Source organism: Streptomyces sp. CBMA123 (genome assembly GCF_014596465.1).
Lineage (GTDB): Bacteria > Actinomycetota > Actinomycetes > Streptomycetales > Streptomycetaceae > Kitasatospora.
The window spans coordinates 1-12,977 of the sequence record NZ_MECK01000150.1 but is presented as its reverse complement, the minus strand read 5'-3'; the positions used below and the strand labels follow the sequence as shown (position 1 = coordinate 12,977).

Below are 12,977 nucleotides of genomic sequence, written 5' to 3'. Positions count from 1 at the left end.
GCGACCGGGCGCACCGGGTCAGCCACGCGGGACGACGACGACCGGACACCAGGCGCGGTGGATCACCGCCCGGTGACCGGGCCCAGGCGGTGCCCGGTGCGGCCGAGTACGAGCAGGTCGGCGGTGCGGGCGGCGTCCGCCAACGCGTCCGCGGCCCGGCCCGTCGGCCGCGAGGCTCGAGGGCGTGGGCAGGGGCGGGTCCTGTTCGTGAATCGGGGATCTGCGGTCAGGGGCGAGCAGCGGCCCCGGCGGGCGCGGGCCGATCGGTGTCGCCATGCCAGGCGGGCCAGCCGAGCAGGCGGGCGAAGGCTCATCGCTGGGCGTGGCCGACGGGGGCTGACCGGGTGAGGTATGACACCGGGCGGCGGCCTCACTCCCCCGGTGAGCCGGTCGGGTCGACCCAGCGGCGCCGGATCGCGGGCGGCCTGCGAGCGCTCTCCCGCAGGCCCGGGTCACGCTCGGCGGCGCGCTCGTACCAGCGGCCGTAGCGGTCCGAGAGCACCACCGCGGACACCCCGTGCAGGATCACGCTGAGGCCGACGGTGACCGCGACCACCCGGCCGATCAGTTCCACCCCCGGGATGTGCTGCTCCGCGACCAGCAGCCCGAGCACGACCGAGGCCAGACCGCGCGGCCCGAACCACGCGACGTAGGCCACGGTGGGCGCCTTGAGCCCGGTTCCGGCGAGGGAGAGGGCGACCGGGACCATTCTGACCACGGTGAGACTGAGCACGGCGTAGCCGACGATGCGCCAGCTGAGGTGCTCCAGTGCCGGGCCGAGCAGCACGGCGCCGAAGACCAGCAGGCTCAGCAGGGCCAGCAGGTTGCCCAGGTCCTCGGCGAAGTCGGCGGTGTCATCACGGTCCGGCACCGCCGGCCCGCTGCCGCGCTTCGCGTACGCGAAGGCGAACCCGGCCACCCAGGCCGCGATGAAGCCGCTTCCGTGGGTGACCGCGGCCAAGCCGTAGGACGCCGCGGCCACCGCGAGGACGAGGAGCTGACGCCATTCCCTGGTGATCCAGCCGTGTTCGAGCGACCACCGCAGCAGCCGGCCGCCACCACCCCCGACCGCCAGGCCGAGGACGGTGCTGAGCAGCAGCGCCCTCCAGAAGGTCCCGTCGGCCCCCTCCTCGGCGTACGGGGTGCCGGGGATGGCCGCCAGGAAGAGCACGAAGAACGGCAGCACCATGCCGTCGTTGAGCCCGCTCTCCACGTTCAGGGCCTGGCGCACCAGCCCCGGCACCCGGGGGTTGGCGATCGCGCTGCTGCCGAGCGCCGCGTCGGTAGGGGCGAGGACGGTGCCCACCAGCGCGAGCTCCCACCCGGTGAGCCCGGGCAGCAGCGGCCAGGCCAGCAGCCAGCCCAGCGCGATGCTGGGCACCAGGCCGATGCCGAGCAGTCGGCCCGGGAGGGCGGCGCCGGTGCGCAGGTCCCGGGGACGCACGGCCATGGCGTCGGTGAACAGCACCAGGGTCAGGGCGGCTTCCAGGGGGGTGAGCAGCGGCCCGGGGTCGTGTTCCAGGCTGATCAGGTCGAGGCCGACCGGCCCCAGCAGGACGCCGGCCCCGACGAACACGATGGCCGCGGACACCGGTGTGCCCGCCAGCCGTCGCGAACCGAGTGCGTAGGCGGCGGTGACACCGGCCACCGCCACCCCTGCCCACCCGGCGTCACTCACCGGTACCGCGACTTTCGCCCACCCGTCCGGACGCGGCGAGCAGCGAGACCGGCACCAGGATGCAGCTCACCGTGATCAGCACGGCCGAGACCGTGCTCATGACGATCCGCCCGGCCATGGCGGGGCGCCCGGCCCCGGGGGGCGAGCCGCTGTTGCCCGCCTCGTCCGTCCCCCGTGCGGACGGAGGCCCGGCGGCTCGTTCATCAGTTCTCCCGGCTCTCCGCGCGGCCGTGGCACCGCTGACCACCATTGCCCCGTAGACCCCGGCCACCGGCACCCCGGGGTGGTCCGTCCGGAGGAGGTACGGCCGTATGGCCGCGCGCTCCCGGGCGACCGCGACCGGGATGCGCCCCGGGGCCCGGACCCGCCCCCGGCAGGTGAAACCCCGGCACCGTTTCGCCGAACGGCGGGCCGCCCGACAGGCCGAACACCATCGCGCCAGCGAGCACGCCCGGGCTGGCCAGCCGGGCCAGGGCCGACTGGCCCGGCTGCCGGGGACTTCGAATCCGGCCCCGACGAACGCGGAAGGACGGTCCCCGCACGGCCGAAGCCGTGCGGGGACCCGGAACGGTCGCCGTCCGGGGCCGTCAGGCCTCTTGTCTGGTCGTTCCGACGCACAGCGCCCAGATGACGAAGGCGTCGATCGCGATCAGGACGATCGCCCAGAACGGGTAGTAGGGCAGCCACAGGAAGTTGGCGATCATTCCCAGCCCGGCGACGATGACACCGACGACACGGGCCCAGGCGGCGCCGCTGAACAGCGCCACGCCCGCCAGGACGACCACGACGCCGAGGATCAGATGGATCCATCCCCATCCTGTGGTGTTCATCGAGTACACGTAGTGCCGGGTGACGACGATCAGGCTGTCCTTGGCGATGCCGGCGATCCCCTGGAAGATCGCCATGATGCCGCCGGCGGTCAGCATGATCGCCGCGAAGATCGTCCACCCGGTCGCAAAGGGGCGCGGTTCGGGGACCGGGGTGGTGCGGGACGCTTCGGTGGCGCTACTGGTCATGACACGGACTCCTTCGGTAACGGCCGCCTGGCCCGGAACGGGAGACGGGCAGCGGGAGAGAGAGGCAAAGCCGGTTCACAGGGGCTCCGAGGAGAGGGCGGCCGCCGGGCTCGGGCTCGGCGCCGGTGGAGCGGGCAGGAGTTCGGCGACCCGGAGCAGGGCGAGGACGCGCTGGAACCTCGGCTGGATGCCGATGAGACGGAACTCCGCGTGGTGGACGCGGCAGACCCGGCGGGCCTGGAGGAGTGCTCGCACACCGGCGGCGTCGCAGAAGGTGAGGCCCGCGACGTCGAGGTCCAGCCGATGCGGACGAGCCGCGATGGCCCGGGCGACGGCATCGCCCACGAGCGGCGTCGTCGCGATGTCGAGTTCGCCTTCCAACGACACCGACGCGGTGTCCCGGCACATCGTGGCCCTGGTGCGGAGTAGGTCGTCGTCTCTCATCACGATCACCCCGGAAGCTCGGCTGGCGGAAGGCCTCGGACCGGAGGCCCTACGTCCACCGTAGGACCGGGCCTGTCACCCGGTCGTGGGCCGACCGGACCGCGTCAAGGGCCCGAACGGCCTTTACCCGCGAGGGTCTTGACTCCGCTCGGGAGCGTCGCCGTCACACACGGTCCCCCTGCCGTCCGACCCGCGATATCTGGGCCGAACGGCCCATGGCGCCCCGGCCGTCTTCTGTGAACGTCGGAAGGGAGGGATCGTCCCATCGCACTCACCGAAGGAGGCGAGACCAATGCCCGGCATCCACCACCGCACATCACGTCTCACCGTCGCGCCCGGCTCCACCGAACTCGGACGTGTCGACTGGGTCGTCCTCGGTACCTCGGCGCTCGTCGCCGGCGCGGTCGCGCACGCGTTGTCGGGCGTCGTCGCGATCGCCAAGGACATGGTGCGCCCCGCTCCCCAGCGTGCGTCCGTGTCGGACCGCGCCGCTCCCCCTGCCGGCCCCGACGTCAACGAGCGGGACGGCTGGATCCTCATCACCAGCCTGTTCGTCATCGTCGGCGCGATGGCGCACGCCGTCGCGCGCGTCGTCGAGAGCACCAGGACGGTCGTGCACCCGACCGGCCCGCAGCCGCGCTGATGACGCCCGCAACGACCGGAGCGTGCACCCGATCGGCCGCCTCGGGCACCCGGCTGGGCCGGAGCGCGGCGACACTGGCCAGGTGGAACCGATGACCACCGACTCCGTCGCAGCGGGGCGGCAGGCCCGCAAGCGCCTGCCGCGCTCGGCCCTCGGGAGCTGGGCCCCCGCACCGGAGCGGTCCGACCCCGTCGACGTCCTGGAGCAGCAGGCCGCCTCCCGTGTCCCGGAGCTGGTCCCGATCCGGTACGGCCGCATGGCCGCGTCCCGGTTCGCCTTCCTGCGGGGCGCGCCCGCCATCCTGGCCGCGGACCTCGCCGCCTCCCCGAACACCGGGCTCACCGTCCAGCTCTGCGGGGACGCGCACCTGTGCAACTTCGGTCTCTTCGCCTCGCCCGAGCGCGCCCTGCTGTTCGACCTCAACGACTTCGACGAGACCCTCCCGGGCCCGTTCGAGTGGGACGTCAAACGCCTGGCCGCCAGTGTCGCCGTGGCCGCGCGCGAGAACGACGAACCGGACGCATCCGCGTGGGCCGCCGCTCTGGCATCCGCCCGGGCGTACCGGATCGCCATGCGACGGCTCGCGAGCCTGGGCGAACTCGACGTCTGGTACGAGCGGGTCGACACCGCCGATCTCCTGCCGCAGGTCCAGGTGCCGAAGTACCGCAAGCGCGTCGAGGGCGCCCTGGCGAAGGCACGCGGGCGCACCAGCCTGCAGGCCCTGGCCAAACTCACCGAACCGGGCCCGGACGGTGAGCCCCGCATCGTCCACGACCCGCCGCTGCTCGAACCGGTGGACCCGCAGGACGTGTCCCAGCTCCACCAGATCCTCACGGACTACCGCGCCACCCTCTCCGACGAGCGGGCGGCGCTCCTGGACCGCTTCGAGCTGATCGACGCCGCCCGCAAGGTGGTCGGCGTGGGCAGCGTCGGCACGCGCTGCTACATCGGCCTCTTCCGGGGACGACTCACCGGCGAGCCGCTCTTCCTCCAGGTGAAGGAGGCGGAACGCTCGGTGCTGGAGCCGCACCTCCCGCCCAGCCTCCACCGGCACCAGGGGCGGCGGGTGGTCGACGGACAACGCCGGCTCCAGGCCGCCGGTGACATCTTCCTCGGCTGGGCCACCGGCCCGGCGGGCCGCGACTTCTACTGGCGGCAACTGCGGGACATGAAGGGCTCCGCCGTGATCGACGGCATGCCCCGGTCCCTCCTGGAGCAATACGCCGACCTGTGCGGCCGCACCCTCGCACGCGGCCACGCACGCTCCGGGGACCGCGTCGCCATCGCCGCCTACCTGGGTGCCGGCGACGTCTTCGAACGGGCCGTCGCCGACTTCGCACTTGCCTACGCCGAGCAGACCCGCTCCGACCACGCCGCACTCACCGCCGCGATCGCCGAGGGCCGGATCACCGCACGGGCCGGGGTGTGAACGGTCCGGGGTGTGAACGGCCTCGCTGCCACGAGTCCGCCGGTCCACCACGAGTCGGCCGGACAGCCTCCGGAAGGCGCGCCAGCCGGCGGAAGGCGCTGTGAGCTCCCCTTCCGCGCCCAACCCTCTCCCTCCGCAAAGGAGTTGCCATGAGTAACGCTTCCGCCGACGACATCAACGAACTCGGCCCGATCGACTACCTGGTCGTCGAGTTCCCCGGTACCCGTCTGACCGGTGAGGGCATGCCCCTGCTCCTCGACCTGGTCGACCGGGGCATCATCCGGATCCTGGACCTGACCTTCGTCAGGAAGGAATCGGACGGCTCCTTCACCGCGATGGAGGTCGCCGATCTGGACGGCGACGGACAGCTCGACCTCACCGTGTTCGAAGGCGCCTCGTCGGGGCTGCTGGGCGACGACGACATCAGCGAGGCGGCGAACGCCCTGGAGCCCGGGAGCTCCGCCGCCGTCCTCGTCTACGAGAACCTGTGGGCCGCCCCCCTGGCGGCCGCCCTGCGCCGCGCCGGCGCCCAGTTCGTCGCCGGCGGCCGGATCCCGGTCCAGTCCGTGCTGGCGGCGCTGGAAGCCGTCGAGGTCACCGACGGCTCGGCCTGACCGCGCACATCCCGCGCCAACGACGAAGGAGAAGGATCCCATGCCCGGACTGATTCGAGGAGTGGCCCGCACCGCCGCGATCGCCGGAACGGCGACAGCCGTGTCCAACCGCGTATCGCGGCGGCAAGCCGGCCGGTGGGCCCAGCAGGACGCGACGGCCGCACAGGCCGCCACCTACCAGGCACCACCGCCGGCCGCGGCCCCCACCAGCACCGACGACACGATCGACCGGCTCCAGAAGCTCGCCGCCCTCAAGGAACAGGGAGTGCTGACCGAAGCCGAGTTCGCCGCCCAGAAGGCGAAGATCCTCGGCGCCTGACCGTCCGAGGCGGAGCCGACGGCCGGAGCGGGGAGCACCGGCCGAACGCACCGACCGACGCCCCCAGCCCCGGCCGCGCTTCCGCGGCCGGGGCATCTCACACTGGCCGGCCGTGAGCGACAGACCCCGCCCCCGCCGCACGATCCCCAAGCGCCGGACCAGGGCGGTCACCGTCGAGGGCCGGCGCACCGTCAGCGGTGCGGCAGCGGTGCGGTGTCGGAGGCGATCAGCACGGCGGTGACGGTGGCGAAGTCGGCGCCGGGGGTGACGGCGACGCCGGGCCGGCTCATGCAGGTGCGGACCAGCGTGCGGCCGGGTGGTCGTACCGGCTCGGAGGCCGGGAAGGTGTCGGCCTCCGAGCCGTCGAGTCCGAGCCGTCGAGGATGCTGTGTTTCCTGGCGGTTCACTCCGCTTCGGCCGCCGCCGGACGCCGCAGTCGTCGCAGGTAGGGGTCGAAGGACGGCCGGCGTTCGAGGCGGACCCTGGCGTCCACGCAGAGCGCGCCGTCGGGGCGGGCGATGACAGGATTGAGGTCGGCCTCGACGAGCTCGGGGAAGTCGTCGGCGAGCCGGGACAGCCGGGCGAGGACGGACCGCACCGCCGCCAGGTCGACCGGAGGTTCCCCGCCGTTGCCCAACAGCAGTGGAGCGCTGCGTAGTTCGGCGACCATGGCGGTCAGGTCCCGCTCACTCAGCGGGGCGAGCCGGGCCACCCGGTCGGCCAGCACGTCGGCGGCGGCGCCGCCCAGGCCGAGGACGATCAGCGGGCCGAAGACCTGGTCCTGGACGACGCCCGCGAGCAGTTCGATACCGGGCGCGGCCATCGGCTGGACCACCGCTCCCGCCAGCTCTCCCCCGAACCGACTGGTGAACTCCCGGTAGGCGGAACGCACTTCGGCATCGCTGCCAAGGCCGGTGCGGACCGCCCCGGAGGCACTCTTGTGCACCTGCCCGGGCCAGTACGCCTTGAGCGCGACCTTCCCCTCGTGCCCGAGCCGGCGCAGGCCGGTGGCGGCGACGGACACGGTGTGCTCGTCGCGGGCCCAGACGGTCGTGGTGAGCGGCAGCCCGTACGCCTCCAGCAGATCGGCGGTGGAGAGCGGGTCGAGCCAGCCTCCCTCAGGATGGGCGGTGAGATGGCCGTCGACCAAGCTGCGGGCGGCGCGCCGGTCGCAGTCCGGGGCGTCGGCCGGCGGCGAGAACGGCTCCGCGAGCCGACGGGCGCGGTCCCGGGCGTGGGCGAGGGCGCGGGCTGCGGAGAGGCCGTCGGAGTACGCGGGCAGCATGCCGCCGTCGGCGCAGCCGCGGTAGCGCACGGGCACCTGCTGGTCGAGCAGGACCGCCGCGATCGGGACCCGGCGCCGGGCCGGACCCTCCAGCAGGGCGCGCACCGGATCCTGGCCGGGGCTCTCGCACAGCGCCGTCGGCGCGATGCACACCAGGATCGCGTCCACGGCCTCCTCACGCTCCAACGCACGCAGGAACAAAGCGAGTTCGGTCGGACCCACCGCCGCCGTGGTGTCCACCGGATTACGGACAGAGGCCCCGGGCGGAAGCAACTTCGCAAGTTCGGAGGGGAGTTCCGGCAACAGTAGCCCCGCCTCGGCGCAGGCGTCGGCGGCCAGGATGCCGATGCCGCCCGCGTTGGACACCACGGCCACCGCGCCGCGCGGGTCGGGCAGCGGCTGGGCGTGCAACAGGGCCGCCACCTCGACGAGTTCCTCGATGCTGCGGGTCGCGGTGATCCCGGCCTGCCGGAAGAGCGCCTCCCGGGTGACGGTGGGGGTGGCGGCGGCCGCGGTGTGCGAGGCGGCGCCCCGGCGGCCGGCGGTGGAGCGCCCGGCGTCCACCGTCAGCACCGGGATCGTCCGGGTGACCCGCCGGGCGGTGCGGGCGAAGGCGCGCGGGCTGCCGAAGGACTCCAGATGGAGCAGCGCGAGGTCGGTGCGGCCGTCCGCCTCCCACCACTGCAACAGGTCGTTGCCGCTGACGTCGTACTTGTCGCCGAGCGAGACGAAGCTCGACACCCCGATGCCCAGCCAGGCCAACCGCTGGAGCAGCGCGATCCCCACCCCGCCGCTCTGCACCGCCACCCCGGCGGTGCCCGGCCGGGGGAAGGCCCCGCCGAACTCGGCGTCCAGCCGGACGGCGGGGTCGGTCTGTGCCATGCCGAGGCTGTTCGGTCCGACCAGGCGCATGCTGTGCCGACGGCAGGCGTGCATCAGGGCGCGAGCCTGCTCCGGTCCGAGGCCGGAGGTGAGCACCAGCAGCGCCCGGACTCCGGCAGCGCCGCACTCCTCGGCCACCGCCGGCACGGCTCCCGCGGGCACGGCCAGCACCGCGAGGTCGGGCACGGCGGGCAGCGCGCGGACGGAGGGATACGCCGGCCGGCCGTCGATCTCCCCGGTGTGCGGGTTGACCGCCCACACCTCCCCCACGAAGCCGCCCCGCCGGATCCGCCCGAGGACGGTCCGGCCGACCGAACCCGCCCGCCGGGACGCCCCTATCACCGCCACCGACGCCGGGCGCAGCAGCGCGGCCAGGCTCGCGACGTCGGCGCGGCGGCCGCGCTCGTCCACGGCGGAGCGGTAGCGCTCGCCGACCTCGTCGTCCAGCGGCACCCGGATCCTGACCTCGCCCTGGGTGTACCGGCGCTCGACCGGCAGCCCGAGGTCGGCGAAGACCCGGTGGACGGCCCGGTTGCCGAACAGGGTGTCGGCCTCGAAGAAGCGGACGCCCGCGGCCCGGGCGGCGTGCACCAGGTGCTCCAGCAGCAGGGTGGCCGCGCCCCGGCCGTGCCAGCGGTCCGCCACCGCCAGAGCCAGCTCGGCGGTCGCCGGCGGCTGGTCCAGCAGCTCGCAGTCCGCCTCCCCGATCAGCTCCTCCCCCACCCAGGCACCGAGCGCCAGCAGGCCCGCCCGGGGCGGCCCGCACAGCCGGTCGGCGGCCTGCGCGGGCGCGTTGCGGCTCACCCCGAAGAACCGCATCCGGCGGCTCTCCTCCGACATCCCCTCGGCGTGCAGGTCCAGCACCGCGCGGTGGTCGCCCGGACCGAGCGGGCCGAGTTCGACGGTGGTGCCGTCGGCCAGCAGAGCTTCGGCGGTCACCCGCGGCGGGTGAACGATGGACATGGCGCCTCCTCGGCCGTCGCCGTTCTACCCCTCCAGCCTCCACGCCGGTGCCGCACGCCACGAGGGCCGACCGACCCTACGCAGGCCGCCGGGCGGCCCGGCGGCGCCGTGCGCAGACTGGAGGAAGGTCAGTCGACACGGGAGGTCACCTCGTGGCATCGGACCCGCCGCCGGGGTACCCCGACATGCCGGATCCGTGGACGCTCCGCTACCAGGGCTTCGACCCCGGCGAGGAGGGGCTCCGCGAGGCGCTGTGCGCCGTCGGCAACGGCTACCTGGTCAGCCGGGGCGCCGCGCCGGAGTCCGTCGCGGACGGCGTCCACTACCCGGGGACGTACCTGGCAGGCTGCTACGACCAAGCGGAGTCGACCGTCGCCGGGCGCACCGTCTCCAACGAGGACCTGGTCAACGGCCCCAACTGGCTGCCGCTGACCTTCCGCCCGGCCGGCGGCACCTGGTTCACCGGGCCCCCGGCCGAACAGACCCTGGAACTGGACCTGCGCCGGGGCGTGCTGACCCGACGGGCGCTGGTGGTGGACGCACTGGGCCGGCGGACCGGGCTGGTTCAGCGCCGCCTCGCCAGCCAGGCGCAGCCGCACCTGCTCGCGCTGGAGAGCACCTTCACGCCGGAGAACTGGTCCGGGCCGCTGGAGGTCCGCTCCGGCCTGGACGGCGATGTCGCCAACACCGGTGTCCGCCGTTACCGGGGGCTCACCGAGCGCCACCTCACCCCGGCCGGTCAGGGGGTCGACGACATTGGGCTGCTCTGGCTGGAGAGCGAGGCGATCGGCTCACCGCTGCGCATCGCCCTGTGCGCCCGGACGAGTGCGGACCGGATGCCTGGAGGCCGGGCGCGGGTGACCACCGAGTGCCGCGTGGGGTGGGCGGCCCACCTCCTCACCCTGAACGCCGTGCGGGGCGAGCCCGTCACCGTGACGAAGACGGTCGCGGTGTACACCTCCCACGACCGGGCCATCGAGACCCCGCTGCGCGCCTCCCGCCAACTCGCCGCCGAGGCCGGGGCCTTCGCCCAACTTCTCGCCCAACACACACTGCGCTGGGAAGAGTTGTGGCGCCGCTGCCGCATCGAAGCCGACTTCGACGGCGCCGGCCCGCTGCACCTGAACCTGTTCCACCTGCTCCAGACCTACTCGGAGCACTCCGTCGACCTGGACGTCGGCATCCCGGCCCGCGGCCTGCACGGCGAGGCGTACCGGGGCCACGTGTTCTGGGACGAGCTGTTCGTGCTGCGGCTCTTCAACCTGCGCTTCCCGGAGCTGGCCCGCGCCGTCCTGCGCTACCGCCATCGCCGCCTGGACGCCGCCCGACGGGAGGCCCACTCGCTCGGGCTGCGCGGGGCGGCGTACCCGTGGCAGAGTGCCGCCGACGGCCGGGAGGAGTCGCAACAGCTGCACCTCAACCCGTTGTCCGGCCGCTGGCTGCCCGACCACAGCCACCTCCAGCGGCACGTCGGCTCGGCCGTCGCGTACAACATCTGGCAGTACTACCAGTCAACCGGGGACCGGGACTTCCTCGCCACGGCCGGCACCGAGATGCTGCTGGAGATCGCCCGGTTCTGGTCCTCGGCCGCTGTCCACGACCCGGCCCGGGGGCACTGGTCGATCCGCGGCGTACTGGGCCCCGACGAGTACCACGACGCCTACCCGTGGGCGGACCGGCCGGGCCTGGACGACAACGCGTACACCAACGTGCTGGCCTCCTGGGTGCTCGCCCGGGCCCAGGACGCCCTGGACGTCCTGCCCGGCCACCGGCGCGACGAGCTGCGCGAACGCCTCGCCTTGGACGACCGGGAACTGGACCGCTGGCAGGACGTCGGCCGCCACCTCCACGTCCCCTTCCACGAGGGCGTGTTGAGCCAGTTCGACGGCTACGAGCGGCTCGCCGAACTCGACTGGGAGGGCTACCGGCGCCGCTACCCCGACCTGCGCCGGCTCGACCGGATCCTGGAGGCCGAGGGCGACACCGTCAACCGCTACCAGGTCTCCAAGCAGGCCGACGCGCTGATGCTCTGGTTCCTGTTCTCCGCCCGTGAGGTCCGGGACCTGCTGCGCCGCCTCGGCCACCCGGCCGGGCACGAGCTGTTGCGCCGCACGACCCACTACTACCTGCGGCGCACTGTGCACGGCTCGACGCTCAGTTCGGTGGTGCACGCCTGGGTGCTCACCCGCTCCGACCGCCGCGCCTCCTGGCACCACTTCCGCGACGCCCTGGTCGCGGACCTGCGGGACAGCCAGCTCGGGACCACGGCCGAGGGCGTCCATCTGGGCGCCATGGCGGGCGCGGTCGACCTGCTGCAACGCTGCTACACCGGACTGGAGGTCCGCGAGGACGCCCTCTGGCTCGACCCCCATCTGCCGTCCGCCCTCGGCCGGCTGGAGCTGGACCTGCGCTACCGGGGGCACTGGGGCCTGACGATCGCCGTCGACCGCCGGACCGTCACGGTGAGCCTGCGCGAGGACCGCCAGGAACCGGTCCGGATCCGGGTGCGCGGCGCGGAGGCGACCATCCGACCCGGCGGGACCCGGCGCTTCCACCTCTGACGTCCACGGCGCCGGGCTCCGGCTCTGGCTCTGGCTCCGGCTCTGGCAGAATCCGACCGTGACCGACGTGACCGCGACCTCCCACCGCACTCTGCTCCGCCGGGGTTTCGCCCTCGAGTACGCGACGCTGGGCTGGAACGTGATCGGCATCGTGATCCTCGCGGTCGCCGCGATCGGCGCCCGCTCGGTCGCGCTGGCCGGCTTCGGCCTGGACTCCCTGATCGAGATCGGCGCCTCCACCGTCGTGCTCTGGGAGCTGTCCGGCAGCGGCGAGGACCGGCAGAAGCGGGCGCTGAGGCTGATCGGGGCCGGCTTCGCACTGCTCGGCCTCTACCTGCTCGCGCAGTCCACGACCGTCCTGGTCAGCGGCTTCCACCCGCACCACTCCACGCTCGGCATCGCCTGGACCGCCGTCACCGCCGCCGTGATGTTCGCCCTCGCCTACGGCAAGACCCGCACCGGCACCGCCCTGGACAACCCCGTCCTCAGGACCGAGGGCCGGGTCACCCTGGTCGACGGCCTGCTCGCCACGGCGGTCCTGCTCGGTCTGGTCCTCAACAGCACCCTCGGCTGGTGGTGGGCCGACCCCGCCGCCGGCTACGTGCTGGTCTACTACGCCGCCCGCGAGGTCCGCGAGATCTTCTTCGGCGACCACTGAACCAGCCGGGCACCGACCCACCGCGCGCCCCGCGCGTCGTCACCGACGCCCGGACCAGCGCGGCTCCACCAGCTCCCAGGCAGTCTCCCAGCCCCTCTCCGCCCGCCGGTCCAACGCGCGGCGACGCAACGCGAAGGCACCCTCCGCGCCGAAACCGAGCACGGTCACCGTGCCGAAGCCGACCAGGAGGGTGTCCGTGAGGATCATGTCGATCGGCTTCGGCCCGCCGACCGGGTCCCCGGCGTCGTTCAGATCGATCCGCACGGGCGTGCCGGCGAGAGTCCCGTCCGGCACGGCCACGCTCCCCTTGCCGGGCCCGACGGGGTACGTCCAGCTGACCGGGGCGAACTCCCGGACGCCGCCGGTACGTGAAGTACCCGACAGCGCCGCACCCGTGGTGACGGCGGTGACGACATGCCGGTGCCGCGCGGTCTGCTGCGCGGTGTGCGTCTCCGCGCGGTAGACCAACAGGGCCGCGACCACGG

General features: G+C 73.8%; 12 protein-coding genes. 6 read left to right on the top strand and 6 right to left on the bottom strand.

Annotated features, from left to right (window positions below; all coding sequences use genetic code 11):
• Nucleotides 1–370: 370 nt before the first annotated feature.
• From BG452_RS18520 to BG452_RS18510, 3 genes are all read right to left on the bottom strand, one after another.
• Complete coding sequence (locus BG452_RS18520; protein WP_188305436.1) at nucleotides 371–1,678, bottom strand: cation:proton antiporter; 1,308 nt, start codon at nucleotides 1,676–1,678, stop codon at nucleotides 371–373.
• A 587-nt stretch (nucleotides 1,679–2,265) separates the two neighbouring features.
• Nucleotides 2,266–2,694 carry a hypothetical protein gene (locus BG452_RS18515; protein WP_188305435.1) on the bottom strand — a complete coding sequence of 143 codons (429 nt, stop codon included), beginning with the start codon at nucleotides 2,692–2,694 and terminating at the stop codon, nucleotides 2,266–2,268.
• Between the two features lie 75 nt (nucleotides 2,695–2,769).
• On the bottom strand, nucleotides 2,770–3,138 hold the full coding sequence (locus BG452_RS18510) for an STAS domain-containing protein (protein ID WP_188305434.1): 369 nt from the start codon (nucleotides 3,136–3,138) through the stop codon (nucleotides 2,770–2,772).
• Between the two features lie 292 nt (nucleotides 3,139–3,430).
• On the opposite strand from BG452_RS18510, the gene BG452_RS18505 reads away from it, so the two are divergent.
• From BG452_RS18505 to BG452_RS18490, 4 genes are all read left to right on the top strand, one after another.
• The gene (locus BG452_RS18505) at nucleotides 3,431–3,781 is read left to right on the top strand and encodes a hypothetical protein (protein ID WP_188305433.1); all 351 of its coding nucleotides are present in this window, start codon (nucleotides 3,431–3,433) and stop codon (nucleotides 3,779–3,781) included.
• Between the two features lie 91 nt (nucleotides 3,782–3,872).
• On the top strand, nucleotides 3,873–5,210 hold the full coding sequence (locus BG452_RS18500) for a DUF2252 domain-containing protein (protein WP_188305432.1): 1,338 nt from the start codon (nucleotides 3,873–3,875) through the stop codon (nucleotides 5,208–5,210).
• Nucleotides 5,211–5,359: 149 nt separating this feature from the next.
• Nucleotides 5,360–5,824, top strand: coding sequence for a DUF6325 family protein (locus BG452_RS18495; RefSeq protein ID WP_188305431.1), 465 nt, complete (start codon nucleotides 5,360–5,362; stop codon nucleotides 5,822–5,824).
• Nucleotides 5,825–5,864: 40 nt separating this feature from the next.
• Nucleotides 5,865–6,143: an SHOCT domain-containing protein gene (locus tag BG452_RS18490; protein WP_188305430.1), complete on the top strand. Its 279-nt coding sequence runs from the start codon at nucleotides 5,865–5,867 to the stop codon at nucleotides 6,141–6,143.
• A 191-nt stretch (nucleotides 6,144–6,334) separates the two neighbouring features.
• Here the strand turns inward: BG452_RS18490 and BG452_RS18485 are convergent, their stop codons facing one another.
• On the bottom strand, nucleotides 6,335–6,550 hold the full coding sequence (locus BG452_RS18485; protein WP_188305429.1) for a hypothetical protein: 216 nt from the start codon (nucleotides 6,548–6,550) through the stop codon (nucleotides 6,335–6,337).
• The gene (locus tag BG452_RS18480) at nucleotides 6,547–9,273 is read right to left on the bottom strand and encodes a bifunctional GNAT family N-acetyltransferase/acetate--CoA ligase family protein (RefSeq protein ID WP_188305428.1); all 2,727 of its coding nucleotides are present in this window, start codon (nucleotides 9,271–9,273) and stop codon (nucleotides 6,547–6,549) included. The genes BG452_RS18485 and BG452_RS18480 overlap by 4 nt, the downstream gene beginning before the upstream one ends.
• A gap of 185 nt (nucleotides 9,274–9,458) precedes the next feature.
• Between BG452_RS18480 and BG452_RS18475 the strand changes: the two genes are divergently transcribed.
• Nucleotides 9,459–11,834 carry a glycoside hydrolase family 65 protein gene (locus BG452_RS18475; RefSeq protein ID WP_188305427.1) on the top strand — a complete coding sequence of 792 codons (2,376 nt, stop codon included), beginning with the start codon at nucleotides 9,459–9,461 and terminating at the stop codon, nucleotides 11,832–11,834.
• Nucleotides 11,835–11,892: 58 nt separating this feature from the next.
• Nucleotides 11,893–12,492, top strand: a complete 600-nt coding sequence (locus BG452_RS18470; protein ID WP_188305426.1) for a cation transporter — start codon at nucleotides 11,893–11,895, stop codon at nucleotides 12,490–12,492.
• Between the two features lie 39 nt (nucleotides 12,493–12,531).
• Here the strand turns inward: BG452_RS18470 and BG452_RS18465 are convergent.
• The coding region (locus BG452_RS18465) for a hypothetical protein (RefSeq protein WP_188305425.1) at nucleotides 12,532–12,977 on the bottom strand (446 nt) is incomplete at its 5' end.

Coding starts and splice junctions, on each gene's coding strand:
- BG452_RS18515 (WP_188305435.1), bottom strand. CDS start 2,694: ATGACCAGTAGCGCCACCGAAGCGTCCCGCACCACCCCGGTCCCCGAA.
- BG452_RS18510 (WP_188305434.1), bottom strand. CDS start 3,138: ATGAGAGACGACGACCTACTCCGCACCAGGGCCACGATGTGCCGGGAC.
- BG452_RS18505 (WP_188305433.1), top strand. CDS start 3,431: ATGCCCGGCATCCACCACCGCACATCACGTCTCACCGTCGCGCCCGGC.
- BG452_RS18500 (WP_188305432.1), top strand. CDS start 3,873: ATGACCACCGACTCCGTCGCAGCGGGGCGGCAGGCCCGCAAGCGCCTG.
- BG452_RS18495 (WP_188305431.1), top strand. CDS start 5,360: ATGAGTAACGCTTCCGCCGACGACATCAACGAACTCGGCCCGATCGAC.
- BG452_RS18490 (WP_188305430.1), top strand. CDS start 5,865: ATGCCCGGACTGATTCGAGGAGTGGCCCGCACCGCCGCGATCGCCGGA.
- BG452_RS18480 (WP_188305428.1), bottom strand. CDS start 9,273: ATGTCCATCGTTCACCCGCCGCGGGTGACCGCCGAAGCTCTGCTGGCC.
- BG452_RS18475 (WP_188305427.1), top strand. CDS start 9,459: ATGCCGGATCCGTGGACGCTCCGCTACCAGGGCTTCGACCCCGGCGAG.